At 53.5% G+C, this 25,873-nt stretch carries 25 protein-coding genes; 8 read left to right on the top strand and 17 right to left on the bottom strand.

Translation table 11 applies throughout. The features are described from left to right. Positions 1–80 precede the first annotated feature (80 nt). From BST81_RS17330 to BST81_RS17345, 4 genes are all read left to right on the top strand, one after another. Positions 81–1,010: a TIGR01777 family oxidoreductase gene (locus BST81_RS17330; RefSeq protein WP_075599760.1), complete on the top strand. Its 930-nt coding sequence runs from the start codon at positions 81–83 to the stop codon at positions 1,008–1,010. Continuing rightward, positions 997–1,410, top strand: coding sequence for an Npun_F0494 family protein (locus tag BST81_RS17335; protein WP_075599761.1), 414 nt, complete (start codon positions 997–999; stop codon positions 1,408–1,410). Before BST81_RS17330 ends, BST81_RS17335 begins: the two co-directional genes overlap by 14 nt. A 138-nt stretch (positions 1,411–1,548) precedes the next feature. Then, positions 1,549–3,036 (top strand): cobyric acid synthase CobQ, encoded by a 1,488-nt coding sequence (gene cobQ / locus BST81_RS17340; RefSeq protein WP_075599762.1) that lies wholly within the window; start codon positions 1,549–1,551, stop codon positions 3,034–3,036. Between the two features lie 24 nt (positions 3,037–3,060). Then, entirely contained in the window at positions 3,061–3,300 is a 240-nt protein-coding gene (locus BST81_RS17345) for a 2Fe-2S iron-sulfur cluster-binding protein (protein ID WP_075599763.1), read from the top strand. Between the two features lie 7 nt (positions 3,301–3,307). Here the strand turns inward: BST81_RS17345 and BST81_RS17350 are convergent, their stop codons facing one another. Both BST81_RS17350 and BST81_RS28535 read right to left on the bottom strand, forming a co-directional pair. Beyond that, complete coding sequence (locus tag BST81_RS17350) at positions 3,308–3,619, bottom strand: hypothetical protein (RefSeq protein ID WP_075599764.1); 312 nt, start codon at positions 3,617–3,619, stop codon at positions 3,308–3,310. 272 nt (positions 3,620–3,891) lie between these two features. Further along, positions 3,892–5,292: an AAA family ATPase gene (locus tag BST81_RS28535; protein WP_216351378.1), complete on the bottom strand. Its 1,401-nt coding sequence runs from the start codon at positions 5,290–5,292 to the stop codon at positions 3,892–3,894. 232 nt (positions 5,293–5,524) lie between these two features. Here BST81_RS28535 and BST81_RS17360 point away from each other — a divergent pair, with 232 nt between their 5' ends. The 3 genes from BST81_RS17360 to BST81_RS17370 all read left to right on the top strand — a co-directional run bounded on the left by BST81_RS17360 (position 5,525) and on the right by BST81_RS17370 (position 9,010). Continuing rightward, on the top strand, positions 5,525–6,532 hold the full coding sequence (locus tag BST81_RS17360) for a permease (protein ID WP_075599765.1): 1,008 nt from the start codon (positions 5,525–5,527) through the stop codon (positions 6,530–6,532). Next, a complete protein-coding gene (locus tag BST81_RS17365) occupies positions 6,522–7,328 on the top strand; it encodes a TIGR03943 family protein (RefSeq protein WP_083636920.1) in 807 nt (268 codons plus the stop codon). The genes BST81_RS17360 and BST81_RS17365 overlap by 11 nt, the downstream gene beginning before the upstream one ends. 137 nt (positions 7,329–7,465) lie before the next feature. Further along, positions 7,466–9,010, top strand: a complete 1,545-nt coding sequence (locus BST81_RS17370; protein ID WP_075599888.1) for a hypothetical protein — start codon at positions 7,466–7,468, stop codon at positions 9,008–9,010. A gap of 20 nt (positions 9,011–9,030) precedes the next feature. Here BST81_RS17370 and BST81_RS17375 read toward each other — a convergent pair whose 3' ends face one another. Then, the gene (locus BST81_RS17375) at positions 9,031–10,758 is read right to left on the bottom strand and encodes a diflavin flavoprotein (protein WP_075599766.1); all 1,728 of its coding nucleotides are present in this window, start codon (positions 10,756–10,758) and stop codon (positions 9,031–9,033) included. 245 nt (positions 10,759–11,003) lie between these two features. Here BST81_RS17375 and BST81_RS17380 point away from each other — a divergent pair, with 245 nt between their 5' ends. Beyond that, positions 11,004–11,729, top strand: coding sequence for a pantothenate kinase (locus BST81_RS17380; RefSeq protein ID WP_075599767.1), 726 nt, complete (start codon positions 11,004–11,006; stop codon positions 11,727–11,729). A gap of 13 nt (positions 11,730–11,742) precedes the next feature. Here BST81_RS17380 and BST81_RS17385 read toward each other — a convergent pair whose 3' ends face one another. From BST81_RS17385 to BST81_RS17445, 14 genes are all read right to left on the bottom strand, one after another. Beyond that, on the bottom strand, positions 11,743–12,198 hold the full coding sequence (locus BST81_RS17385) for an NUDIX hydrolase (protein WP_075599768.1): 456 nt from the start codon (positions 12,196–12,198) through the stop codon (positions 11,743–11,745). Positions 12,199–12,208: 10 nt separating this feature from the next. Then, positions 12,209–12,679 (bottom strand): thioredoxin-dependent thiol peroxidase, encoded by a 471-nt coding sequence (gene bcp / locus BST81_RS17390; RefSeq protein WP_075599769.1) that lies wholly within the window; start codon positions 12,677–12,679, stop codon positions 12,209–12,211. Positions 12,680–12,785: 106 nt separating this feature from the next. Further along, positions 12,786–14,198 carry an argininosuccinate lyase gene (gene argH, locus BST81_RS17395; protein ID WP_075599770.1) on the bottom strand — a complete coding sequence of 471 codons (1,413 nt, stop codon included), beginning with the start codon at positions 14,196–14,198 and terminating at the stop codon, positions 12,786–12,788. A gap of 29 nt (positions 14,199–14,227) precedes the next feature. Beyond that, positions 14,228–14,479, bottom strand: a complete 252-nt coding sequence (locus BST81_RS17400; protein WP_216351379.1) for a hypothetical protein — start codon at positions 14,477–14,479, stop codon at positions 14,228–14,230. A gap of 100 nt (positions 14,480–14,579) precedes the next feature. After that, on the bottom strand, positions 14,580–16,139 hold the full coding sequence (locus tag BST81_RS17405; protein ID WP_083636921.1) for a PP2C family protein-serine/threonine phosphatase: 1,560 nt from the start codon (positions 16,137–16,139) through the stop codon (positions 14,580–14,582). Between the two features lie 663 nt (positions 16,140–16,802). Then, the gene (gene ftsY, locus BST81_RS17410) at positions 16,803–18,593 is read right to left on the bottom strand and encodes a signal recognition particle-docking protein FtsY (protein WP_075599771.1); all 1,791 of its coding nucleotides are present in this window, start codon (positions 18,591–18,593) and stop codon (positions 16,803–16,805) included. Between the two features lie 69 nt (positions 18,594–18,662). Further along, on the bottom strand, positions 18,663–19,289 hold the full coding sequence (nusB, locus tag BST81_RS17415; protein ID WP_075599772.1) for a transcription antitermination factor NusB: 627 nt from the start codon (positions 19,287–19,289) through the stop codon (positions 18,663–18,665). 6 nt (positions 19,290–19,295) lie between these two features. Continuing rightward, positions 19,296–20,024 (bottom strand): DUF502 domain-containing protein, encoded by a 729-nt coding sequence (locus tag BST81_RS17420; protein ID WP_075599773.1) that lies wholly within the window; start codon positions 20,022–20,024, stop codon positions 19,296–19,298. Positions 20,025–20,172: 148 nt separating this feature from the next. Continuing rightward, complete coding sequence (locus tag BST81_RS17425) at positions 20,173–21,912, bottom strand: DUF3352 domain-containing protein (protein ID WP_075599774.1); 1,740 nt, start codon at positions 21,910–21,912, stop codon at positions 20,173–20,175. Between the two features lie 63 nt (positions 21,913–21,975). Further along, complete coding sequence (locus BST81_RS17430; RefSeq protein ID WP_143780385.1) at positions 21,976–22,590, bottom strand: hypothetical protein; 615 nt, start codon at positions 22,588–22,590, stop codon at positions 21,976–21,978. A gap of 253 nt (positions 22,591–22,843) precedes the next feature. After that, positions 22,844–23,272 (bottom strand): hypothetical protein, encoded by a 429-nt coding sequence (locus BST81_RS17435; protein WP_075599776.1) that lies wholly within the window; start codon positions 23,270–23,272, stop codon positions 22,844–22,846. Positions 23,273–23,281: 9 nt separating this feature from the next. Continuing rightward, entirely contained in the window at positions 23,282–24,973 is a 1,692-nt protein-coding gene (locus BST81_RS17440; RefSeq protein ID WP_075599777.1) for an AarF/ABC1/UbiB kinase family protein, read from the bottom strand. 60 nt (positions 24,974–25,033) lie between these two features. Further along, positions 25,034–25,177 (bottom strand): hypothetical protein, encoded by a 144-nt coding sequence (locus BST81_RS28145; RefSeq protein WP_171974787.1) that lies wholly within the window; start codon positions 25,175–25,177, stop codon positions 25,034–25,036. A 126-nt stretch (positions 25,178–25,303) separates the two neighbouring features. Then, positions 25,304–25,861 (bottom strand): DUF3611 family protein, encoded by a 558-nt coding sequence (locus BST81_RS17445; RefSeq protein WP_075599778.1) that lies wholly within the window; start codon positions 25,859–25,861, stop codon positions 25,304–25,306. Between the last annotated feature and the right edge of the window lie 12 nt (positions 25,862–25,873).

Consider the following 25,873-nt stretch of genomic DNA (forward strand, 5'->3'; position numbering starts at 1 on the left):
AAGCATCGGTACCCGGACCCAAAACTTCCCGACTGGAAATCCCTGATAATAGCTGAAGAATCGTTATCAAGATTTAACAAATGAAAATTGCGATCACCGGAGCCACTGGATTTGTTGGATCCAGATTGGTCCAGCACCTCCAGGCAGAGGGTCATCAGTTGTTGATTTTTAGTCGGGATGCTGCGCGAGCCAGACGGGTATTTCCCCAGGCAGCCTTTCCGACCCTGGAAGTGGTTGAATACAGCCCTACTGAAGCGGGGGCTTGGCAATCGGCGATCGCCGGTTGTGACGGAGTGGTGAACCTGGCTGGAGAGTCCATTGCGGAAGGTCGCTGGACGCTTGAGCGTAAGCAAAAAATTCTGGAGAGCCGTCAGTTGGGAACCCGTCGTCTGGTAGAGGCGATTGCCCAGGCTCAACCCAGGCCGTCTGTGTTGGTGAATGCGTCCGCGATCGGCTACTACGGCACCAGTGAAACGGCCAGTTTTGATGAAGCCAGTCCGGCTGGGGAAGATTTTCTGGCCCAGGTGTGTCAGGCCTGGGAAGGGGAAGCGCTGCGGGTGAAGGAGAGTGGGGTCCGGTTGGTGATTTTCCGGACGGGCATTGTTCTCGGGTTGGGCGGGGCTGTGGCCAAAATGATCCCGCCGTTTAAACTGTTTGCTGGCGGCCCGATCGGCTCGGGACGGCAGTGGTTCTCCTGGATTCATCGGGAAGATTTGGTGGCCCTGATCCGGCAGGCTCTCACCCAATCCGACCTGGAAGGAGTCTTCAATGCGACTGCCCCCTATCCTGTCCGGATGGCTGAATTCTGTCAGGCGATGGGGGAGGTGCTCCACCGTCCCTCCTGGCTTCCTGTTCCCGGTTTTGCCCTGGAGGTGCTCCTGGGAGATGCGGCTCAGGTCATCCTGGAGGGCCAGCAGGTCTTGCCGAAGCGCATGCTGGAGCAGGGATTTCAGTACCGCTATCCCCTGGTGAAACAGGCCCTGGAGGAAGTAGTGCATGAACACCCATGATGTAGGATCGGGGCGGCTTCTGTCCTATTCGGGCAGGACGTGGAAACGGGCGGAAATAGCGGTTCGTTGTTCACCATTCCAGTTGACCCTGTTGATGGCGATGCAGCATCAGAGTGTTTCCCTCCGGACGATCGCAGGCCAGTCTGGCTTGGACCTGCATTACACTGACCGACCGCTCCCTGAATTGGTGACAGAAAATGAGCTGCTCTGGTTGATTCAAGTGGGGGTGCTGCGGCGGGAAGTGGATGGTCAGGGACTGACCGATAGCTTTCGCCTTACTCCCCTGGGCCGACAACTGGTTGAGCATTGGCAAGCGCAGGGAACGCATGGGTTCTCTGTCCCGTCTCTCTGGGATCGCCTATACAACATTCGGAACCGTTGGCTAAGATTAAGTGTTTAGGGAGTATAAAGTAAAAACTGGGAAGTGTAACGGAGACTTGGAGAAAATCTCCTCCTGGGTCTGCAGTGGTTAGCAAAACTTCATGGCCCTCCCGTCTGCACTTTTCTGAGTCCTATCCCCTCTCCCCCTTCACCCTCTATGAAAGCCATCATGGTTGTGGGCACCACATCCAATGCCGGAAAGTCCCTCATGACTACTGCGCTCTGTCGCATTTTAAGTCGGCGGGGCTGGCAGGTAACCCCCTTTAAAGGGCAGAACATGGCTCTGAATGCCTATGTGACTGCCAGTGGCGGGGAAATTGGTCACGCTCAGGCCGTCCAAGCCTGGGCTGCGGGGGCTATCCCTCGTATTGAGATGAATCCAATTCTGCTCAAACCCATGGGGGATATGACCTCGCAGGTGGTTTTGAAGGGTAAAGCCGTGGGCCGAGTCAGTGCAGAGGAATACTATCAGCAATACTTTGATGTGGGCTGGCAGGCGATCGAAGAATCTCTAAAACGTCTGGGGGAAGAATTTGATCTGATTATTTGCGAAGGGGCGGGCAGTCCGGCAGAGGTGAACCTAAAACACCGGGATCTGACCAATATGCGGGTAGCCAAGCACCTGAATGCCTCGACGGTTCTGGTGGCCGATATCGATCGGGGGGGTGCATTTGCCCACATCATTGGCACCCTGGAACTCCTGGATCCAGATGAGCGGGCACTGATTAAAGGAATTGTCATTAACAAGTTTCGAGGGCAACGTTCCCTGCTCCAATCTGGGATTGACTGGCTGCAGGACCGCACTGGGATTCCGGTAATGGGGGTGGTGCCGTGGATTGACCAGGTGTTTCCGGCAGAAGATTCCCTTAACCTGTTTGAGCGGCGCTCCAGTAAAACGACGGGAGAGCTCACCATCGCAGTGATTCGTCTGCCCCGCATCTCCAATTTCACGGACTTTGACCCCTTGGAGGCTGAAGCATCGGTTAACCTGAAGTACCTGAGCCCCCGGGATTCCCTGGGGTACCCGGATGCGATTATTTTGCCCGGTTCCAAAACGACGATTGCAGACCTGCTGATGCTGCAAAAGTCAGGCATGGCCGAGGAGATTCAAAACTATGCGGCAGCAGGTGGCACGATTCTGGGGATTTGCGGTGGGTTTCAGATGATGGGGAAAATGCTGGCTGATCCGGAGGGCATTGAAGGTCACGAAGGCCGCTATCGGGGCCTGGGTCTCTTTCCGCTGAAAACTATCATCACGGGTCAAAAAGTGGCCCGCCAGCGACTGGTGACGTCTAACTATCCGCAACTCGGCCTGCCAGTGGCTGGATATGAAATCCACCAGGGCCGTACCAGTCCCATGGATCCAGAGAAGCCAATCCTGACAGAAGGTCAGACGTTCAACCCCTTGTTCGACGATCGCAACTTGGGGATTGTCGATTCCACCCAATCCCTCTGGGGAACTTATCTCCATGGCATTTTTGATAATGGTCCCTGGCGGCGAACCTGGCTCAATCGGTTACGACAACAGCGAGGGTTAAAGGCCCTGCCCACAGGAATTCCCAACTATCGGGAGCAACGGGAAGCAATGCTCGATTCTCTGGCGACCACGATCGAAGCCCATCTAGATCTAACTCCTCTGCTGTAACCTGCCCTCGCTACCCTGTATTCCATGACTATCCGGATTCGATTCCTCCCAGATGATGTCACGGTTGAGGCTCAGCCGGGGGAACCTCTCCTGCAAGTGGCTCACCGGGCAGGCATTTCCATTCCAACGGGTTGCCTGATGGGGTCTTGCTGTGCCTGTGAGGTGACAATCGAAGAGTGGGGAGATGTCCGAGCCTGTATCACCTCGGTGCCTCCCGGATCAGCAGATTTGACGATTAATCTCTTTAGTGACCCGACCTGGTGATGGAGGTTCAGGCAGCGTCTGGCTTTTGGAAGGACAGGGGCTGCTTGTGAATCACGGTCAGGCGTGTTTCTGGCTCTTCCAGATAAGCAGTGAAGCCCCGGGCGGTTCGTTCAACCCGAATGACAGAACCGTCTTTATTTCTGATGTAGGTGGTTCTCATGGGTCCCAGGGCAAGCGATCGGGAAACCAGCATATTCAGGGAAAGAGCCTGAAAGGTGACCGTCGCATAATCTGCCAGATGTTTGGCAATGGTAATAGGTAAACCAGAGCTATCAAAGGTGCCTATACATACCACCAGTTCCGTCTTTTCCGTATCCATCTTTAACCGTGCCTTACAACAGTAACCACCCGATTGATCCAAATTATGCTGCAGGATTTGTAGTCTTGGTCACAGTGATAATCCTCATTTTCGATCCTGGAGTATAGCGAGTTGTCTGTACACACCTAAGTAAAACTCAATAAAAAGTGATATCTGGTTGTTTTTATTTACATTCACGGCGGCTGGGGGTAGTAGCCTGTCCAGCAAATATTGAGAAATAAAGGGTGGGAACGTTCCCACCCATCAAAATTTCTGTGGCGAAGTCCTGGCAGTTAGGATGGGAGCAGCTCTAGCGGTGGAATATCTTCTGGTAAGAGTGTGCTCAAAACCTCATCCGTGATCGTCTGAATATTCACTAAACGATTCGCCTGCCGTTCAATGGTCTTCTCAAAAATATTTCTGACTAACCGACCATTGCCAAAGGATTTGTCCCGTTTATCATAGAGGGTTTGAAAGATTTCTAACAACCGCGTCTCTGTTTCAGGCATGACTTTGAAGTTACTTTCTCGACATAGTTTGTGAAAGATTGCCAGGAGTTCCTCAGGGCGATAATCCTTGAAGTAAAAGTAACGATTAAATCGGGATTTTAGACCGGGATTAGACTCCACAAACTCGGTCATATTGTCGGTGTAACCGGCAGCGATCACGACTAATCGATCGCGATGATCTTCCATCCGTTTCAGCAGCGTATCAATCGCTTCCTGACCAAAGTCATTACCACTCGTTTGGGGGGTCAGGGCATAGGCTTCATCAATAAACAAAACCCCATCCAGAGCAGATTTTAGAAGCTCATCCACCTTTTTGGCTGTCTGGCCGACATATCCGGCCACCAGCCCAGCCCGATCGGTTTCGACCAGGTGGCCACTAGAGAGAAAGCCCAGATGTTTGTAAATACGACCCAGCATCCGGGCCACTGTGGTTTTGCCCGTTCCCGGATTGCCCGCAAAAACAGCATGCAAAGAGACAGTGGTTTTTGCCAATCCCCGTTCTGTTCTCAACTTCTGAACTTTCAAAAAATTCGTGAGGGTTTTGATTTCATCTTTGACAGTCTCCATGCCGACCAGGCTATTGAGCTGTTCTAAAACTTTCTCCAGGCTATCTTCAGCGGGTGGATAGACGGCATTGGGTTGCTCTTTCTGGTCCGTTGATTTTTCGGAAGACTCCCCCTGATGGAGCAGTTTCCAGATGGTTTCCAGGGCCTTTTTTTCGAGTTCTGTTTCCTCCCCATCTGCTTTGACCACCACCTGAGCAAATCGGTACAGGGCGTTGGTGATGGGGGCAAAAAACTGGGTTCCATTTTGGCGATCGTGCTCTTTCAGAACCCCTGGCAAATAGAGTTGATTTTCCTGAAGATCGTTGTTGATTCTAGCCTGTTTGTAGTCTTCAAAAATTTTGAGAATACTGAGTTCTCCCCGCTCTCTAATTTCGGGAGAGAGTTCCCATTGATTAACCAAAATAAAGAGCAGTTCTCGGTTTTGCTTGATCAGAGCATAAACAGTGCCATAGGCCAGCATTTCATTCGAGGTGAAGCGATGATCGACAGCGACGAAAATCCGAATGATTTCGGTCAGGTCCAGCAGGATCATGCTTTGATACGCCTGCCCCAGTTCTAATAAGGGTTGGAGCGCTTTCAGAAGGAGATTGGCTTCTTTTTTGATTTCTCGGGTATCCATTCAGAGCGTTGCGTGCAAAAAGCACAGTGATGGATGGGGCAATAACTTACTGGCTATTTTATGCTGCTTCTGCTGAACCCCATCTCCCTGAGCGGATGAATATTCGGATCTTGGATGCTGAAGTCAAAGCAGCAAAATCTACGCTAAACTAACCTGACTGAGTTTCAGATTGCTCAACCCTGAATCATGGGGATTGCTCTCAAGTGTCTGTTGCAGGGGATAGGTTAGCCGCATGAATCAACTCAACAGTGCGTTTACCCTGTTTTTGAGCCTGTTGGTGGAAGCCATTCCCTTTCTGCTCCTGGGGGTGTTGTTTTCCAGTTTATTGCTGGTTTTCGTGAATGAACGGAAGCTGATTGCCGTGATGCCAAAGAACCCAATTCTGGGGGCTCTGGTGGGCAGTCTAGCTGGGTGCCTATTCCCGGTCTGCGAGTGTGGTAATGTGCCTGTGGCCCGACGCCTGTTGATGCAGGGTGCCCCCACGTCGGTCGCGATCGGATTTTTGCTGGCAGCCCCAACGATTAACCCGATCGTCTTTTTCTCTACCCGGACTGCTTTTCGAGATCAGCCAGAGGTCATCCTGTTCAGGTTTGCCATTTCCCTGGCAATCGCAGCTTTCATCAGCCTGGTTTTTAGCGTCCAGCGAGATCTGCGTCCCCTCTTGCAGCCATCAGTGGTCTGGATGATGCCCATCAGTCGTACTGAGCAGAGTCTGGCAGCGACATCGTCTCCGTTGCTCCAATCTGGAACCTTTCTCCTGGGGGTTACGGGGCAGCCCCAACGATTGGATGCAACCCAGATTACCTTTGACTCTCCCAGTCAAAAACCCCTGGCAGATAAACTGGTTTTGTTCCTGGAAAATATGGTCCAGGAACTGCGGGAACTGGGGGCGATCCTGGTGTTGGGGAGTGCGATCGCTGCAACAATTCAGGTGTTTGTTCCCAGAGAAATCATTCTCGACCTTGGTCAGGGGCCTGCGACCTCGATTCTGGCCATGATGTTGCTGGCGACGATCGTCTCTATTTGTTCCACCGTGGATTCGTTTTTTGCCCTTTCTTTTGCCTCCACCTTTACCACAGGGTCACTCCTAGCGTTTTTGGTCTTTGGGCCTATGATTGACCTGAAAGGGCTGGGGTTAATGATGTCTATCTTTAAACCTAGGGCGATGATCTACCTGTTCGGCCTGGCTGCTCTCCTGACTTTCCTGACGACACTCGTGATTAACCTCCATGTCAGCTAGTTCCTTCTTTCAGAACCGAGAGCGCAATCGGCGACACCGGAATCGCCGATCTCCTTTCCAGCAATGGTTAGAAGTGTTAGCCATTGGGTCTTGGGGGGGCCTGTTTTTGAAGTACTGGCTGACCGGGAAACTGTATCTGCTCATCCACCCCAACTATTTTGGGTTGACTGTAGTCGGGGGGATAGGGCTCATTGTTGTGGCTCTGTTGCGCTTGCTGTACCTCTTCCGGGGTCAGTCTGCTTCTGTTGTGGGTGGTGCTCAACATCTGAATCTGTTTCCTCCCCTAATCAGTTCGCTGTTGCTGCTGGTGACGGCGATCGCGGGTCTGATGGTGGAGCCCCGTGCTTTTGCCAGCCCCATGGCAGCCCAGCGAGGTCTGGGAGAGTCCAGTGCCCTCACCCGCACGCGGCCCCAGGCGTTTCGGAGTCAGACTGTTCCGGAAGATCGCTCCCTGATTGATTGGGTCAGAACGCTGAACGTGTATCCGGAGCCGGATGCCTATACCGGACAGAAGGTGAAGGTACAGGGATTTGTTACCTATCCTTCGGTCAGTAGCGGCCTCGGCGATCGGTATTTGGGTATTACTCGCTTTGTGATTACCTGCTGTGCAGCGGATGTTTACCCGGTCAGTTTGCCGGTTAAATTAACCCAGAATCGTGCGGCTTACCCGCTGGATCGGTGGTTTGAGGTGGAGGGGCGGATGATCACAGAAACGCTGGGGGGGAAACGCCAGTTGGTGATTGAAGCTAAATCCCTCAAATCTATCCCTGAACCGAAAAATCCCTATGATTATTAGAATTCCATGAAAATGTCATTCGTGGGAAATGTCGTGAATTGTGTCGCTGATAAAATTCCTGTTCTTGCGGTTTGGGTCTGTGAGGGTAGAGACGTAATTTATTACGTCTCTACTACGGGGTGGTTTGGGGGGATGCTATGACTGCCGATCGTGGGACTCGTTTTCCCCAACCGCTGGATGTCGTTGCGGTGATGCTGATGCTCTTGCTTGGCCTGCTGATTGGGCTGACGCTCTGGGGGGGAGAGCAGGCTGCACCCCGGATTAAAGACTTTAGCTGGCAGGAGCGTCAGGTGGGGGCGGAGGATATTGCTTTTGTGCTCCACTTCAGCCGTCCGATGGAGCATGACACCGTGGAAGCAAACCTGACGATCAATCCATCTCTGCCGGGGAAAGTGAGTTGGGCTGGACGACGCATGGCTTACACGCTGACCCAGCCTGCTCCCTATGGAACGGCTTACGAAGTGCGTCTACAGGGGGCTAGGGATAGTTTTAAACGGATGGGCAGGCGACCAGCTATGGAACCCTTTGTGGGCCGATTTCGCAGTCGCGATCGGGCTTTTGCTTACATTGGCATTGACGGGGATGAGCAGGGCCGACTCATTCTCTATAACCTGACGCAACAGAAAAAGCAGGTGTTGACCCCCAAAAATTTGGTGGTGATGAATTTTGATGCTTTTCCCAAAAGTGATCGGATTCTCTTTTCTGCCTACGATCGGCAGCCGAATAATCCCCAGGCCATGCTGGATCAACGCCTCTATAGTGTGACGACTGGGATTCAGGTGCAGTCCCCCCAGCAGCCCTCGGAGCAAACCTATGATTTTCTGGGTCGCCCGCTCCAGCCGGTGTCTCCACCGACCCGTTCCCTGGGTGAGTTGCAACAGATTCTGGATAGTAAGGACTATCAGAACTTGAAGTTTGATCTCGCTCCAGATGGGAAGACGCTCGTGGTGCAGCGGATCAGCCGTCGGAATTCAGCGGATTCTGGCCCCTGGATTGTGAAATTGGATGAGATTGGTAATGTGTTGGGAGCGCCTACTCCCCTGAAAAGTCAGGGGGGGGATTTCCTGATTACCCCAGACAGTAACTCTCTGGCGATCGCCCAGGGGGAAGGGATGGCCATTCTGCCACTGCAACCAGACACCAAAGCGCTGGACTTCTTGCCCAAGTTTGGCATGGTGCTGAACTTTTCTGGAGATGGCTCCCAGGCGGCCATGGTGAAGTTCAACAAAGACTATACCCGTTCCTTATTTCTGGTGACAACCCAAGGGGTGCAGAAGGAGCTATTGCGGATTACGGGTTCGATTCTGGATGCCCAATTTGATCCCCAGAATCAAACCTTGTATTGTCTGCTGACGCGCTTGATTCCTGGCGAAACCTATCAGGAGCAGCCCTTTATTGCGATCGTGGACCTGAAAACAGCTAAGGTGACCCCCTGGCTGGTCCTGCCCAATCAGCGGGATATTGAGATGCACTTGGCTCCTGATGGTTTGGCGCTCCTGTTTGACCAACTGGTCTCTGCTAAGGATAATCCCAAAACGGGTCCCCGTAACAGTTCTGGAGAAGTGATTGCCACCAGCCGCCTGTGGTTGCTGCCGATCGCCAATGCCGACCCCGCCGTTCAGGCCAGAGTGCAGCCAGAGGAACTGCCCTTGCCGGGATTCCATCCTCGCTGGCTGCCCTGATTGCGCTTGCGTACCGGATCTTAGTAGTGGTTACCCACCTTGCGGTGATGGACCGCAGTCAGGGCATCTGGATTCGAGACTCGACCAGCCTGAACTGAACTGTAAACAATCCAGTGATCGCTGCACTCCATCCGACTCAGGACCTCACATTCCAGATAAGCCAGGGCGTCAGCCAGGATCGGAGAGCCATTTTCTGCCGCCTGGATTTTGATCTCAGCAAATCGATCGGCCCCCGGTGCAAACCGTTTCAGGAAGTGTTTCATCAGGGGTAGGTGGTTGCCTTCCTCCAGAACATTGAGGACAAACCGATCGCCGACCTGCATCAGAGATTCGATTGCCCGGTCCTTTGCCACGGCAATGGTAATTCCCAGGGGCTTAAAGCTGGCCTGAGCAACCCAGGAGGCTAACATTGCACTCCGCACCGAGCCCTTTTGAGCCGTGATGATGTAAAGCCCGCCACTGATCCGCCCCAGGGCTTTGTCCAGGTCTGTGTCTAGGGCTTTCATCTGCTGAATGGCCCGATCTCTGGAGAGGAACTGTCCCAGGTCTGTTCCGGCTTCTTCACAAAGCTGATAGGTCCCTTCTGTGGGAACATCCTTAATCCGAATCGCAGGAAATGCCTCTGCCAGACCCAATTCTCGAAACCGGGCCCGAACGGCGTCGATCGGTTCATCATCGCCGCCATAGGACTCGAACAGTCCAAACACCTGCTTATTTTTGACCGCTGCCAGCACGGTACTGACGGCTGCCTGGGTACTAGAGGTGGCAGTACCCGAAGAGGGGGGGAGACTCAGCGCCACCGCTGCGACCCGGCCCACCAGTTCGTTGACTTCCTGGGGATCTGCTCCCCGCAGGTTCATCATTTCAACGGCCACCCCGGTTTTGGTAATGCCTCTGGCCAGAGATTGGGAGAGCCGATCGCTATAACCGTAATCTGACACATAGAAGACGGCCACAGTGGTTTCCGACTTTGCTTTTGCCTGACTCCAGCGGCGATAGCAATCGATCAGTTCTGAAACGTTGTAATACAGGAGAGGTCCGTGGCCTGTGGCGACCATGCGGATGGTGGCCAGTTCATCCATGCGCTTCAGAGCTGAAAGCACCGATCGGGCATTGGGAGCCATCAGACATTCATAGTAGAACCGGAAATCTGGTTCAATCCGGGCCAGATCCTGATCGAAGATGTGGTCATCGCAGTAATGCATCCCAAAAGCATCACAGGTGAACAGGATCTGGGTCTTGGTATCGTAGGTGAACATGGTATCGGGCCAGTGGAGATTGGGGGCAATCACAAACTCCAGGATGTGCCCCTGGCCCAAGTCGAGCTGATCGCCATTCTTGACGATGCGCCGTTGGTAGGGCTGATGGACCAGATCATCTAGAAACTGCAGGGCGACCTTCGAACCCACCACGGTGACCTGAGGAGCCAGTTGCAGGATATCCCGCACCAGGCCACTGTGGTCTGGCTCGGTATGGCTGATGATCAGGTAGTCGATCTGGGTCGGGTCGATCTGGCCCTTCAAGGTGTCCAGATAAAGGGTGCGAAACTTTTCGTGGGAGGTATCGACCAGGGCGGTCTGATCTCCCTGGATCAGAAAGGAGTTGTAGGTGGTCCCATTCTGCAGCCCAAATTCGATGTCAAAGCGATCGCGATCCCAGTCCAGGGAACGGATTGTCGTTGTGTCTGCAGCAATATCACTGACCTGGATGGTCAGCCGTTTTTGGGTTTGATCTGTCAGTACTACCATGAACGATCCTCCCGATGTCTCAGTTTTACTATAGCGGTTTGCAGGAGCCCCGAATATGGGCGATAAGACAGGGCCAGAGAGATTAGCTCCAAAGCCTGATAGCAAAAATTTGATGGGCGTCCGGTGGGGATGTCGCCCACTGGCTAAGAAATCACTGTATTTATCATTTTATTGCGACCAGGTTAAAAGAATAAGTAAAATTACCTATGATAATAATTTGAATCCCTGCAGGTGGTCCCGTAACCATGGAGGAAGATTGGCTGGCGCTGGCGATTGGGAATTCCCGACTGCATTGGGCTCACTTCAACAGCTCCCTGCTGACAGCAACCTGGGACACCTCCCATCTGACTGCGCTACCGGCTTTTGCGCTCTCCCCATCAGCGACGGAACTCTGGATTGCCTCGGTTGTGCCGGAACAGGCACTCCTCTGGCAAAAGCTGCCTACCGTTCACTGGATTACCCTGGATGATATTCCCTTGCGAGAGGGGTATGCGAATCTGGGTCTGGATCGAGCCCTGGCCGTGTGGGCGGCAGGGGAACTCCTGGGCTGGCCAGTGCTGGTCATTGATGCGGGAACATCTCTCACCTTTACTGGAGCGAGTCGAGATCATCAGTTCAAGGGTGGGGCTATTTTGCCAGGGCTACGGTTACAACTGCGATCGCTGGCAGTCAAGACAGCCCAGTTGCCGGAAGTCCAGCTTGGGGATCAACTCCCCAGCCGGTGGGGGCATAACACACCGGATGCGATTCGCAGCGGTGTGGTCTATACCGTGTTGGCAGGAGTCCGAGAGTTTGTCCAAGCCTGGCAGCAACAATTTTCCAATGGGGCGATCGTGCTGACGGGAGGAGATGGGGAAACCCTATTATCCTATCTGCGAGACTATGATCCCAATCTGGCTGTGCTGTTTACCCTCGATCCCCACTTGATCTTTTGGGGCATACGGATGATTCGAGAACGGAGACGGGCATAGAGGCCTTGCCTCCTCAGGCCACGATCGTGCGTCCCTCCAGATAATCTCGAAGTTGACGATCGTGGTCATGGGCCAGGTCCCCGAGGGGCAGATCGGTTTTGGAAAATGCTTTGATGCCCAGTACCTCCAGGGTGTCCTGCACTTGCAAACTTCCCTGGACCTCGGCTTCCAGGACCACACTGATGGAATGGATGCGAGGATCCCGATCGGGAGCCGAATAAACCCCCACCAGCCGCCGAATTTGGATCAGCGTCAGTCCCGTTTCTTCCACCAATTCCCGGCGGGCAGCAGTTGGAATGTCTTCTCCCCAATCAATAATGCCGCCTGGAATAGACCAGCGGCCATTATCACGACGCCGAATGAGGACAATCCGCCCATCAGGTAGGACGGGAATAATAGCCACGCCAGTGATGGGATGGCGAAAGACCAACCCGATGATGGCTTGCATATAGCGCCAGAGATGACGCATGGGTTCAACCCTAAGAAGACAGTTGGACTAAGTCGGCCAGCACAGTCGTTGCATGGTCCTCGGGCTTCACCTTCAAGTAGATCTGGGCAATTTTGCCGTCTGGTCCGATGAGAAATGTGTTGCGGCTAATGCCCATATATTCTTTTCCCATAAATTTCTTGAGGCCATAGCTTTCGTAGGCTGTCGCCACGGTGCCACCTGCGTCAATCAACAGGGGAAACGGCAGGTCAAACTTGGTGATGAATTTTTGGTGAGATTTGGCATCATCCGTGCTGATCCCCAACACGATAACATCACTCCCCTGGTAATCGGTGTAGGCATCCCGAAAGCCACAGGCTTCCTTGGTGCAACCAGGGGTGTTATCTCTGGGATAGAAATAAACCACGACATATTTCCCCTGCAAGCTAGATAGGCTGATCAGATTGCCCTGAGCATCGGGCAGGCTAAAATCAGGGGCTGGATCGCCAACTTTGAGAGCCATGACTGCACTGAATTTGAAAGGACATTCGATCTAATAAGGTAGTGCTTTTTGAGGTCTTCTTCCGAGCCCTCAGAGATTCAGAAGCCTGTTGCAGGGACCCCTGAACTTAATCCTTAATTCTTTTCCGAGCTTCCTGGAGGGCCTGTCGAACCTGTTCAAAGCCCGTGCCTCCATAACTATTACGAGCAGAAACCACCTGACGAGGGGCGATCGCCGCATAGATATCGGAGGCAAATTGGGGATGAAGGGCCTGCCATTCTTCCAGGGTCAAGTCCTTCAGGAGTTTCCCTGCAGCCAGACAGGTGCGAACCACTCGACCCACCAGATTGTAGGCTTCCCGGAATGGCACCCCCCGGGCCGCCAGATAATCTGCCACATCCGTGGCATTGGAGAAGTCTTCATCCACAGCCTCGGCCAGTCGATCTGTACGAAAGGCCAAACCCTCACTAAACAGGATTGTCATGGCTTCAAGGCAGGTCTGCACTGTTCTGACCGCATCAAACAGGGCTTCCTTGTCTTCCTGTAAATCCTTGTTGTAGGCCAGGGGCAGCCCCTTCATCAGTACCAGCATCGCCTGCAGGTGGCCAAAGACCCGCCCCGTCTTGCCGCGTACCAGTTCGGGGACATCAGGGTTCTTTTTCTGGGGCATAATACTCGACCCTGTGGCGCAACTATCCGTCAGGGTAACGAACCCGAATTCCTGGGAGGACCAGAGGATCACCTCTTCAGACAGCCGACTGAGATGGACCATGATCAGACTGGCAGCGGTCAGAAATTCGATCGCAAAATCTCGATCGCTGACCCCATCCAGACTATTGCTGTAGACTTGCTCAAATCCCAGAATATCTGCTGTCAGGCGACGGTTGATTGGGAATGTGGTCCCGGCAAGAGCCCCACAGCCCAGGGGAGAAATATTAACCCGGTGATAGATTTCACTCAGCCGTTCCCAATCTCGCTGAGCCATTTCAAAGTAGGCCAATAGATGGTGAGCCAGGCTGATCGGTTGCGCCCGTTGCAGATGGGTATAGCCGGGAATCAGGGTTTCTACATGGCGATCGCTGAGATCCAGCAGGATGAGCTGAAACTGTCGCAGTTGACTCTGGATACGACGAATCTGATCCCGTAAATAGAGCCGGGTATCCGTTCCAACCTGATCGTTGCGCGATCGGGCAGTGTGCAGTTTTTTGCCCACATCACCGACCAGCTCAGTCAGGCGACGCTCCACAGCAAAGTGAACATCCTCTGCTTCCACACCCGGACGGAAGAAGCCTTCGCGATACTCCTGGCGGATTCGCTCTAATCCCTGGACCAACTGTTCACCCTCTTCCCGGGAAAGAATGCCTGTATGAGCCAGCATCCGAGCATGGGCCTGAGAACCAGTCAGGTCATGCTCAATCAGCTCCAGATCAAAACTGATGCTGGCATTGAACCGTGCAATTGCAGGATGTAATGCTGACTCAAAGCGCTGACTCCAGGTCTGTTGACCCGCCTCAGTCTCGGGGGGAAGTTCGGGATTCAACCTTTGCTGTCCTCTCTAAAATTTTAGGATTAACCGAAGGAGGTCAAACTCTTGAACAGGTAGCCCAGGATAATGCCAACCAGTAGAGCCCAGACCTGGCCAGTCTTGACGAAGTGATTGAACGCCTTCTGCATGTCGGACATAATATCCTGATTGAACTGTTGCTGGGCCAGCACTGTTCCATCCCATGACAGATGCCAGTGCAGCCCTTGAGCCAGATCAGTGACATGATGCAGTCCTGTCCACCAGGATCCTAAATCAGGGATTACCTCTATCACCATCTCCTCCCTCTCAAACCGTAAATGGATAGTTGATTCATATCTGTTCACTTAATTAACATGAAACCCAGAAATTTCGAAGCGATCGCGCTGAAATCCGGTGTTATCGAGGATCAAATCGGGGGAGCACAACTTCTTTACGGGATGGCTTAGGTGGGGGCACGGGCAGAGATGGCAGGGTCGATCCCGTGGCAACATCTGGTTGGCCCCTCTCTGCCTCAACTGGGAAATGGTTGCCATGCTCTGATGATTTAACGTGCATGACGATCAGGGTCATGTCATCCTCGTTCTGGCTGGGTGTTCCAATGAACTGCTGCACTTGAGCGAACAGGTACTCCAGAATCGCCTGCGCGCTCTCACAATGCTGACAGGCCCACTGGAAGGTCTTGATCAGGTTTTCCTCATCAAAGCGTTCCCCGCTCCGGTTCGCCGCATCTGTAAAGCCATCGGTGTAGTAAATGAGAATATCTCCAGGCTGGAGCTGAATTTGGGCATCCTGGTATTCTGCATCGGGGTCCAGACCAATCAGCATGCCCAATGTGTCCAGGCGGGTGACCGCCCGTTTTTCCGCCTGCCAGAGCAGGGGTGGATTGTGGGCAGCGTTGCTGTAGGATAGGATGCGCGTGTCCGGGTTGTATTCCGAATAGAACAGCGTCACAAAGCGATTGGAGTTTTCCAGATCTGCATACATGACCCGATTCAGGTGTTGCAGGATGCGGGCTGGAGAGTGGCGATTCAGAACCTCTGCTCGCAGCATTCCCCGCAGCATCGTCATAATCAAGCCCGCAGGCACCCCTTTGCCCATCACATCTCCGATCGCCAGACTCCAGCACCCCGATTCCAGTTCATCATCCTTGCGGGGACGGACCTGGCCGTAACTGGCTGGGATGAAATCGTAGTAATCCCCTCCAACCCGATTTGCATTTTGGCAACGGGCCGTGAGTTCAATGCCGTTGATCTTGGGAAATTTCCGGGGTAGAAGCTGCAATTGAATTTCAGCCCCGATTTCTAACTCCCGATCCAGACGCTCTTTCTTCCGAAGTTCCACGGTTAATTCATCGTTCTCAATGGCAACTGCGGTCTGATCAGCCACCAATCGGACTAACTTTTGCCGGGTTTCCGTCCAGGTATACTCTGGATCTCGACTGAAGACATACAATCTCCCCCGCTCAGCATTTTTGACGATGATGGCTGTTCCAAACAGATGAACATCCGAACCCAGGTAGTAACTGACCTGGTGGTCGAGGGCCGCTGTGGTCTTATGGGGGGAAATGGAGCCTCCCGGGGCTGTTCCATTCAGAGAGGCAGTCATCTGGCGAGTGGCCATTTCCAGGGCCTTACGAATATCGTTGCACTGACGATTGTCCTGGCAGTGGAGCCGCTCCAAGCGCATTTGCCCATTCGGCTTGAACATGACCAGGGCACCTCCATCTGCGTCTGTCACCCGGCTGGCCATGAGGGGAATCAGCTCCAGGAATTGGTTGAGATTGTTCAGGCTGCGTAGGGCAAAGCTGAGGGAACTAAGTAAATCCTGAATCTTGTGCTGTTCCCGGTGCAGACGGGCAACCAGTTCCTTCAACGCAAAAACGGGCGTCATCTCCGGGGATGCGCCAGCGCGATCGGGGGGTTGGGAAGGCTGTCTGGGAACGGGTACAGCAGTCATTGGTTAAGGATTGGAAAGTCCAGGTGAACGGGCTGAAAGGGAACTTAAGGAGGTTGACTTGTATTTAACAAGTCGCCACTGGCGAAAGCGATCAAACCAGTTGATTAATCTTAGTAAAGTTTCTTGAATGAACGTTTACAGATGTAATTTGCGCTTGCGAATGATTGACAAATCAGAGGAGAAATACAATTTAGCACTTCTTGAGAATAGGGGAATAGAAGATTTCTAGAAAATCCTTGCAAGATTGATAGCACATCTTTTGAGGATCTGAGTATGAAAAAAATATATTGGCTTCTATTGTTAGCCTTAAAAAAGAGAGATGCCAATGATCCGATCGGGCGGTTTACCCTACTGAATCATTGGCATCAAGAAGGTAGTCTTGCGATCGATGAGAAAAAATCGAAATCATAGAAAGAAGTTTCGTCAACCCTGTCCCACAGATATCTGTCCATGCAAGTTAGCACAGATGATCAAGGACGAATGAGAGTGCATCCCACTTTTGTAGCCCACCCTGCGGGAAGCAAGCTACACCCTAAATCCCTCTCCCAGAACGGGAGAGGGACTTTGAATCTGGCTTCCCTTCTCCCAAAAAGGGAGAAGGGGCTGGGGGATGAGTGCAACCTTGCAAAACTGGGATGCTCTCGACGAATGACCCATGACAAATTAATTACTTAAAAGAGCCTCTATGAATTCATAGCTGGAGAAGGGACGCAGATCTTCGATCCCTTCACCGGCTCCGATAAAGCGGATGGGCAGGCCCAATTGTTGAACGATCGCCAAGGCAATTCCCCCTTTAGCGGTACCATCCAGCTTCGTCAGTACCACACCCGTGAGCTGGGCCGCTCCCTGGAAGACCTCAGCCTGACGCAGCCCATTTTGCCCCAGGGTGGCATCCAGAACTAGGAGGGATTCAATCTTCACACCCGTGGCTTTTTTGTCAATAATGCGGCGGATCTTGCTCAGCTCGTCCATCAGATTCTTCTTATTCTGCAGACGACCAGCGGTATCCACCAGCAAGAGTTCCGTACCCCTAGCTTGGGCCGCCGCAATGGCATCAAATACCACTGCTGCCGGGTCCGTATTCTGGCCTGGATTGGCGATGATCTCGACCCCACTGCGTTGCCCCCAGACCTTGACCTGCTCCACCGCTGCGGCCCGGAACGTATCCGCTGCGGCAATCAGACAGTTGTAACCAGACTTCTGGGCGATATGGGCCAGTTTCCCGATCGTAGTGGTCTTGCCAGCTCCATTCACGCCGGTAATCAACCAGATGTTCAAGCAGTCCTTTTCAGGGACCAGCACGGGAATGCGATTGTTCGCCCTCTCTCCCAGGGGTTGATCCAGCATATCCCGCAGGATTTGCTTCAGATAGGCGATGGCGGCTTCTGGGGGCAGAACTTCGTCCCGCAGTTTTTTCTGCAGTGCTGTGATAATGCGATCGGTGGCGGCGACCCCCACATCAGCCTGTAGGAGCAGGGATTCAATCTCATCTACCCCGTCCTGGTTCAGGGGACCCTGACCCACGATGGCTTTTAACTGGTTCACCAGACTACGGCGGGTTTTGTCCAATCCCTGGCGGAGCCGCTTCAACCAGGTAATTTCCTCCAGGGAAATCTGACTGGCTCGACGGCCTTGGGCTGCTAGAACCTCAGCTGACCACAGGAACCCTTCATCAAACCTCAGATCAGGCAGGTCTATCTCAGGGGCAGGGGCCGCCTCTGCTGGCACCGGAGGGAGGGAGTCAGGTTCTTCGATCGCCCTCTCCTTCAGCCGTTCCAACCGTTCCAACCGTTCTGCTTCGGCTCTGGCCCAGAAGGGCAGGGGAGCAGCCGGGTCAGACTCAATCACGGGCTCCAAGGCCACTTCCTCAGGCTCACCCCCGATCGAATCTGGGGTCGAGAGGGCTGCCTCGACGGGTGCCCCTGGCAACTCTTCAAGAGCTACCTCTTGGACAGGCTCAACGGTGGGGGCTGCTTCTGCCTCAACAATGGTGGCAGGTTCCAAGGCTAGTATGGGCTCGCTGGGAGCCAATGCCAACTCAGGGATTATGCCTGTCGTCCCTGCTTCTGTTGCTGCGGAGGGGAGCACTGGTTCCTCAGCCAGGGCAGGGCTGGTTTCAGCCATCACTGGCTCTGCTTGTGGCTCTTCCCGGGAGGTTGCCCCTGCTGGTTCTGCTGCACCTGGGGCTGCGATCGCCTCCTGTTGGGAAGCCTCTCCCTCTCTTGCTGGTTCCGCAGTTTCAACTGCTACCCTGGCGGCCGCTTCCTCTTGCTGCCGCCGCCGGATATTTTCATAAGCGGCCTTGGCATAGTTGAGGTAATCCACCGCTGGTGGGGCTGCTTCTGCCGCAGGCTCCGGGGCAGCGGGCTCAGCCGCTGTTTGGTCATCTGCCGGTGGGTCAGCAGTCGGCTCCTGGGAGTCATTAAACTGGCGACGGAACCAATTGAAAGTCATGGGGCTGCAATAGGAAAGATTTGCTGTCTTTCAGTGTATACAGAATCGGGCTTTGTGCTGGACTTGGCCTCAGACCGATTCTGCCTTGATCAGATTGCTGACGCGACGGAGCACCCCATTAATGAAGCGGTAACCATCGTCACTGCTATAACGCTTGGCCAGTTCTACTGCCTCATTAATAGCGACCTGTTCGGGCACATCATCGATGAACATAATTTCGGTGACGGCAATGCGTAGAATGTCTCGATCGATGCGAGCCAGACGATCAAGCTGCCAATCAACCAGCGACTGAGTCAGCATCTCGTCAATCTTGGCTTGATGGGAATGGAACGCACTGATCAGGCGCAAGGCATAGGCTCGCACCTCCTCCTGATTGGCCAAGTGAATCAGTTCTGGTAACTCGATCGCACTACCCATGCGATTAATGGCTCCCTGGGTGGAGGCGATGGCTGTTTCCAGCAGGGTCTTGGCCGCCTGCACATCAGCGGCTCGCACGTCGCTATCTATCAGGCGATCGCGGGCTCGACTGACCTCTGATGCCGCTCCTTCCAGGACATCATGAACTTCCGTTCTCAGGGCTCGAATGGCTGCCAATAACAGGCCAGACAGTTGCTGAGCTCCCTGAAAGCCCTGGTTGGCCCGCAATTGACTGATACCCAGCAGAGCAAGTTCTCGGGCGATTTGGCGCGATTGCATAACAGTCTAATCCTCGTTGTGCTCCAGGGAGAGGGTTTGCCAGGTTCTTTCCGCTAGGGGCGGGTCTAACTTTAATTCTGCCTCAGAAACCAGGGGACCAGAGGGTAGAGAGGTGGGGCTGACAATTCCCCCAGAAACAATGACCTTAAAAGCTTCTTCGATCGGCATGGCTAGGTTAATCACATCCTGCTCTGGCACAACCACATACCAGCCAGTAGCAGGATTGGGCGTCGTCGGAATAAAGACGCTCAGCATGTCGTGGGAGAAATGGGATTGAATCTCGTTGCCCAATGCGCCGGTGACAAAGCCGAGGGACCACAATCCCTGGCGGGGATATTCCACCAGCACAACCCGACGGAACTTATTGCCGGAATCTCGCAGCAGCGTTTCCAGGAGCTGCTTTAGGGTTTTGTAAACGGCCCCAGCCAGGGGAATAGCCTGCAGGAGTTGCTCCCCGAAATCCAGCAACCATCGACCCGCAATATTCCGGGCCATCAGACCGATCAGCAAAATGCCCAGGAATGGAACCGTTAAACCAACGGTCAGATTGAGCAGATTGACCAGGATGGGGTGAAATCCATCAAAGGGGTTCAGTTGCTTGGGAATTTGGGTCAGGAAGTCAATCACCCAATTGGCACAGGTAATTGTCAGCCAGATAGTTGTAGCCAGTGGGATGACCACCAGCAGGCCGGCAATCAGGTCATTCTTCAGGTCCTGTTTTAAGCGTTGCAGCACGAGTGCCCTATTCTCCTAAGGATGCAAATCCATGTTGCATGGGCAATGGTTCTTGTAAAGAATTGTAACCGATGTCCAGCATAACGGTAGGGGTCAGGATGTTGGATCGATTATCCCAGTATCTGCCCCTGTTCGTTCAGTTTGTAGCTCATTTAACACTTATAAAGACTTGCCCTCGTTGCAGTTGAGCCTCTGAGCCAGAACTACTGAAGGTCAGGGATTGTAAGTGATTGAAGAAAGGCTGGCCTGCAATATTTAAGAGGCGCAGTAGCGGGAACTGGGCTTCCAGTGACCTCTGACCGGTAACCCAATTAATAAAGAGATACCCATCATTGGGCTGAGGAAGTTGATTTGCCGCCCTGGCAAAGTGGGGATCCGTCAATAAAGCAGCTTGGGGAGCTTGCAGGGCCGCCGTCATTGCCTCAATCGAGGTGGCAAAAATTTCGTAGTCGGCGATGGTTGCATGTAGCCCCTGAACCTGGGCTTCCAGACCAGCATCAGCCCGTTGCTTCCGGGATTGTTTGCCGCTGGTGGTCAGGCGGGTCCAGGCGGAAACGGTCTGGGTGCCCAAGGTCAGGGAGCCGACACTGAACCCTTGCCGCTGAGCCAACTCATCCAGGTGGGTGATGGCTGCTCCAGTATCTGCCGATCGTTGGGCGACGAAGATCCAATCCGACTGAGACTGATGGGGGTGGGGCAGTAGACCCAGGGCAAACTCTCCCTGTACCCAGCTAAAGACATCGGTGGGCAGATCGAGGGGTTGCAGTTGCTGCAGCCCTGTCAGGCTCCGGTTAATCCGACTGGCAAGGCTGGGATAGCCCGTCAGACTCTGGCTGACCTGCTGCCAGAGGTGATTCAGATTGGTCCCCCCAGCGGCCAACAGGCTATCTGCCGGAATATACTGGAGTGCCTGGACGGGCTTGGCCAGGGGAGAGGAATAGGCCATCAGAGATTGGCCAGGGGCAGTCAGAAGGAGGGTTTCGGCTCGCAGCCCTCCGGGGGCAATGCCAGGGGCGATCGCTAGGCTCTCATAAGTTGGCGGGAGGGTGTTTGTTAGGTTTGTACGGGATGAGCCACCCAGCCAATCAGACCAATGGGGTAGGTTAACGTAGACCAGGCCAATACGGTTTTCTGTGAGGTTGGCGATTGCTGTTTGATAGGTGGGGCTGCTAGCTAGGGCTAATTCTTCAGCCTGGACATTATTGATGGCATCTCGCAGAACCCGAGGATGGTTTGCGAACAGGACAAACTGATTGCCCACGGCAGCACTGGCCAGGGATAGGCCGGGAGCGATGTCTTCCCCGGATGGTTTTCCTTTTTCCTGCCGCTTGTCGGATTGACTGGCATCCGGTGAATTGCCATAGATTAACTTGACGCCCTTATATTGCTCAAAGACTAGATCCACGCCCGCAAGGGCCTGCTTCTGCCAGAAGACCTGCAGAAACTCCCGTGAGCGATCAGCATCTTTCGTGGCGATCGCCAGCAGATAACCAGGCTGGCGGCCATTCTGGCCATCGCGGTCAATATCTGCTGTGGTAACCGCAACAGTCAGTTCATTCCCTACCCAGGGTTGAACATCACGCTCATAATTCAGATCGGTTCCTGCCAGGAGACCCTGCTGGAGGTGCTGCCACTCCATTCGGGCCTGCCGTCGGCCTGCAGGTGGGGTGGCGATCTGGCGAAAGGCAGCCAGTTGATCGGGATTGATCAACAGGGAGGCGACGATCGGAGCCTGTTTTGGCACAAAAATAGCTGCAGTTGGTGTGCCCTGTTGTCCCGCCACCCCCAGCGGACTCTGACCCAACAACCAATAGAACCCCCCGGCACCGACGGCCAGTAAGGTCAGGACAACGCCTGCCAGGATAGAGAAAAATGACCGTTGCTTCATCTGGCCGATTTTTATTATCCAGAAATATAGTCCAGAACCATTATTTCAGGATTTGGCCACAAATCAGGTACATGGTGTCAGAACCGTAATGCCCTTCATGCTGCCGATCGCCCAACCCGGTACCGGACTAGCCAGTTTAACCCAGATCCGATCGCCGGTATCCTGACGCACCACTGGCGGTTCTGTGAGATAGACCAGGGATTTGTAGGGCAAGCGGGCCAAAAAATCTTTGGAATTTGGCTGCATCCAGATTTCCAGACCTTCTTTGGCGGCAATTTTACGGCACAGACCCACCCCAGAACCGTTGCCGGGAGTCGTTGAGTTACAAGGTTTCAGATTTGCCGCCTGAATGTAACCCACTTCCGGGTTGTCGATCGCAATGAAACCGTTAACTGGGGTGTTTTCTGCCAGAGTAACTACCTGGTCAGGGTCTAGGCGCATAAGGGTACCACTCTCGAACGATCGGCCCCGGTAAATGAAGGCGGCCTTTCTGAGGCTACGGCATTGCCCCCGGGCGGCTGGCTGGGTTGGTTGCGCGATCAACAAGGAGGGCTGCAGACTGTGATCGGAATGGAGGGGTGGCATCATCGTAGCCCTGGCGGGACTCTGGACAGCCCAGAGGTTCATCAGCAGCAGGATAGAGGACAGGGTAAATCGGTTCAGGGTGTGACTGCTCACAGGCATCTCCTAATCTATGAAGACGAGATTAGATGGATAGACGATCAGATTGTCAGGACCATGATTTGGGAAACCACTCTTGGATTGAGGCAGGATCAGGAATTCACCTCAAATGTTGCATGTGTCAGCTAAAATGCCATCTGTAAATTCCGGGTTGACTCACAAACTCTTGCTGCAAAATACCTGCTGATAAACCCAACCAATATGGCCTCAAAACTCTGGATGGGTGGCCAAAGAGTGCCGGTTGTGAGAGCTATGAATGCCAGTAGGGTCGTCCTTTCCAAAAGACTCCCATCAGCATTCCCAAGACTACTGTCTGGTCTAAATCAATCAGCAGGACGGGGATGGGGAACACAAAACCCAGGTAATATTTAGCCATTAACAGGGCAAACAGGCTAAATACCAGTGCCCACAAGAGTGCAGTATTGACGACAATTTCTGCAAAGAATTGTTCCAGGATAGAGACAGCCAGAGCTCCAATCCCCAGCCCTCCCACCACTGGAAGGAGTAACTTAAAGGGAGGTAAGCGAAGCATAGTCAGGGTTTGACCCACTGCCGGGATCTCCTTTGACCCTAAAATAATCAAGAATTCCAGCAGCATACTGATGGCGATTGTCAGGGTTGCAATCTGAAACAGCACGCTCCAGGGCAATCTTTTAAGACGGTGAAGGGGGTTCTCCATAGCACGATCCTATTTCTCTGCCAGACGATCGAATTTTTCCCGCACGGCCAGATCAACCAGAGAGCGGATCAGGAGCACCGAGCAGAAGCCAGCCACCCCAAAGGCTGCGATCGCCCAAATGGTATGAGGTCCCAGCAACAGCACCACACCAGATAGGAGGGTGAAGCCGCTGAGGCAGGCATAGATTAGACTCTTAATGGCAATACTGATGCGTTTAAGGGCTCGATCACTCTCGATCGATTTGACCCTAATTTCCAGTTCTCCCTGCTCCAGCCGTTCTTCCAGACGACGTACCATGAGCTGGGTTGGGTTTGGCTGCTGCAGTTTGAATCGGATGAAGGCTTGGGCCTGACGGGCCAGTTCTCCCAGACTCCGGCCCCTCTGGGGCGCGAGGGTAATACTTTTCACGAAGGGGCGTGACGCCGCCATCAGGTTATAGTCTGGGTCTAGGGCGCGAGCAATGCCATCCAGGGTGGTGAGAGACTTGAGGATGTAGGTCATTTTGGCTGGGAGCCGGAAGGGTTGCTGCTCAAACAGAGTATAAATTTCTCGCTTGACCTGGCTGAACTCCTGCAATTCGATCGGGCGTTCCGTAAACTTGTCTAGAATAAACCGAACCAACCGGCGCACAGGGGCCATATCCTGCAAGGGTTCAATCAGCCCCATGTCGGTCAGGGTGCTAATCACCTCATCCGGGTCTTTTTTGAGGACAGCAAAAAAGGTTCGGACCATCTGATCTTTGTTGATCGATCGCACTTCAGACATCATGCCAAAGTCGTAGAAGATCAGCTTTCCATCCTGACTAACGGCCATATTGCCGGGGTGGGGGTCGGCCTGGAAAAAGCCATCCTGCAGCAGTTGCTGGAGATAGCAACAAATCCCAACCTGATTGATTTCTTTGACATTCAGACCGCAGGCTTCCAGACTCTGGCGATCGCTGATCTTAATGCCGGGGGCATATTCCATCGTCAGGATTTTTTGGGTAGTGTAGCGCCAGTAAATCACCGGGACTTTGATGCGGGAATTTTCAATAAAGTTCTGGCGGAAGCGATCGGCGTTTTTTCCCTCCTGCACATAGTCAATTTCCTGATTCAGGATGGTGTAAAACTCCTCATAAATGCCTTCCAACTCATACTGGCGGATCCAGGGAAAATAGCGTTGGGTAAAGCGCATCAGCCGATAGAGTACCCGGAAATCCAGGGCAAATAGCTTTTCCAGGCCCGGTCGCTGCACCTTGACCACCACATCTTCGCCGGTATGGAGACGGGCCTTGTGGACCTGGCCCAGACTGGCGGCTGCGATCGGCTCCCGGTCAAAGTCCCGAAACAGGTTCGGGAGAGGCTTCCCCAGTTCTGTTTCAATGATGGCGATCGCCTCAGTCGCGGAAAACTGGGGCACCTGATCCTGCAGGCGGCTGAGGGCTTGGACATACTCCAGAGGCAGCAGGTCAGCCCGAGTGGAGAGGGCCTGACCAATTTTGATGAAGGTGGGTCCCAGGTCCAGGAGCGTTCCCACCAACCATTGGGCCCGCCGATGGCGGTGGCTGCTGGAATTCGGGGCAATAAATCGGTCCCACCAGAGGTAAAACATCAGGGTGGCTGCCGATCCAAAAATATCCGCCTGACGTGCCAGGAGCGAGTACCGGGAGCGTTGCCAGCGCAGGGGTTTGTTGTGGATCGGAGTAATTGCGCTGGAGGCCATCAGGGGTGCTCAGGAATGTCCTTTACTTACCTACACAATAATGCCCACTTTAGAACCAATTTAGTCAAAAAAACGGGAGATCGGACAGGCAAAATCTGGTAACAGGGGAGAGATCAACGCATCCGCCGGAAAAAGCGTCAGGTTCAATTTCAGCAGCACCTGCTGTTTGCGGTAGATCTCAACCTGTTGCAACTGCCAGTTCACGATCCAGTAATGATTTCATAGTGGTTGTTGCTATCTGGCAAAAGGGCCAGGTCTGAGCTGGTCCAGCGTACCCGCTCCATATTATGTTCTGGCAGAGAATCCACGATCTGACCCATTGCCCCCCCGTTATCGAATGATCCGATTTAGTAGGAATAGCCCTGCAAACAGTCCGATAAATAGTCCCAATAAAATATTGGTATTGGCCTGAACGACAAAAATATCCAGGGCTTGAATCAGGCGGCTGGGGTCATTCACGAAGCCCCCCTGTTGGGTCGAGGCTTTGAAGAACAGGGCTCCCACGGTCGCCCCTGCCCCCAGCAAGGTTAGACCCATCCCCCCCAGATTCAGTAAGAGTCCGATCCGCAGGGATTGGATCGTGTCCGCTTTTTTGGGTCGGTCTTCTGGGGCAACATTCACCAGACGTCTGGCCAGACGGGTGTAGCGAAACGCCCAGTAGATGCCGCCATAGAGGAGCAGCAGGCCACAAACAGTCAGAAACAACCCAGACCCTCGGCCCGGATCGGGAGCGGTATTGGGCCGAATATTATTCGAAACCCCAGCAAACATGAGAATAAAACTGGCCACAACCGCCACGACAAGTTGAACCCAAAAACTAATCCAGCCGACAAAACGAAAGTTACGGGCAACCTGTTGCACAGTTGGCGGCGATCCGGGCTTTAGCATAGTCTTGATAGG

This window comes from Leptolyngbya sp. 'hensonii' (assembly GCF_001939115.1).
In the GTDB taxonomy this organism is placed as follows: Bacteria; Cyanobacteriota; Cyanobacteriia.

Bases quoted from the DNA above. Each gene is read 5' to 3' on its own strand.
- bcp (WP_075599769.1), bottom strand. From the start codon at position 12,679: ATGGCTCTCAAAGTTGGCGATCCAGCCCCTGATTTTAGCCTGCCCGAT.
- cobQ (WP_075599762.1), top strand. From the start codon at position 1,549: ATGAAAGCCATCATGGTTGTGGGCACCACATCCAATGCCGGAAAGTCC.
- BST81_RS17365 (WP_083636920.1), top strand. From the start codon at position 6,522: ATGTCAGCTAGTTCCTTCTTTCAGAACCGAGAGCGCAATCGGCGACAC.
- BST81_RS17445 (WP_075599778.1), bottom strand. From the start codon at position 25,861: ATGCTAAAGCCCGGATCGCCGCCAACTGTGCAACAGGTTGCCCGTAAC.
- BST81_RS17375 (WP_075599766.1), bottom strand. From the start codon at position 10,758: ATGGTAGTACTGACAGATCAAACCCAAAAACGGCTGACCATCCAGGTC.
- BST81_RS17380 (WP_075599767.1), top strand. From the start codon at position 11,004: ATGGAGGAAGATTGGCTGGCGCTGGCGATTGGGAATTCCCGACTGCAT.
- BST81_RS17335 (WP_075599761.1), top strand. From the start codon at position 997: ATGAACACCCATGATGTAGGATCGGGGCGGCTTCTGTCCTATTCGGGC.
- BST81_RS17435 (WP_075599776.1), bottom strand. From the start codon at position 23,272: ATGGAGAACCCCCTTCACCGTCTTAAAAGATTGCCCTGGAGCGTGCTG.
- BST81_RS17440 (WP_075599777.1), bottom strand. From the start codon at position 24,973: ATGGCCTCCAGCGCAATTACTCCGATCCACAACAAACCCCTGCGCTGG.
- BST81_RS17400 (WP_216351379.1), bottom strand. From the start codon at position 14,479: ATGGTGATAGAGGTAATCCCTGATTTAGGATCCTGGTGGACAGGACTG.
- ftsY (WP_075599771.1), bottom strand. From the start codon at position 18,593: ATGACTTTCAATTGGTTCCGTCGCCAGTTTAATGACTCCCAGGAGCCG.
- BST81_RS17425 (WP_075599774.1), bottom strand. From the start codon at position 21,912: ATGAAGCAACGGTCATTTTTCTCTATCCTGGCAGGCGTTGTCCTGACC.
- BST81_RS17350 (WP_075599764.1), bottom strand. From the start codon at position 3,619: ATGGATACGGAAAAGACGGAACTGGTGGTATGTATAGGCACCTTTGAT.
- BST81_RS17370 (WP_075599888.1), top strand. From the start codon at position 7,466: ATGACTGCCGATCGTGGGACTCGTTTTCCCCAACCGCTGGATGTCGTT.
- BST81_RS17385 (WP_075599768.1), bottom strand. From the start codon at position 12,198: ATGCGTCATCTCTGGCGCTATATGCAAGCCATCATCGGGTTGGTCTTT.
- BST81_RS28535 (WP_216351378.1), bottom strand. From the start codon at position 5,292: ATGGATACCCGAGAAATCAAAAAAGAAGCCAATCTCCTTCTGAAAGCG.
- BST81_RS17360 (WP_075599765.1), top strand. From the start codon at position 5,525: ATGAATCAACTCAACAGTGCGTTTACCCTGTTTTTGAGCCTGTTGGTG.
- BST81_RS17345 (WP_075599763.1), top strand. From the start codon at position 3,061: ATGACTATCCGGATTCGATTCCTCCCAGATGATGTCACGGTTGAGGCT.
- BST81_RS17405 (WP_083636921.1), bottom strand. From the start codon at position 16,139: ATGACTGCTGTACCCGTTCCCAGACAGCCTTCCCAACCCCCCGATCGC.
- BST81_RS17330 (WP_075599760.1), top strand. From the start codon at position 81: ATGAAAATTGCGATCACCGGAGCCACTGGATTTGTTGGATCCAGATTG.
- nusB (WP_075599772.1), bottom strand. From the start codon at position 19,289: ATGCAATCGCGCCAAATCGCCCGAGAACTTGCTCTGCTGGGTATCAGT.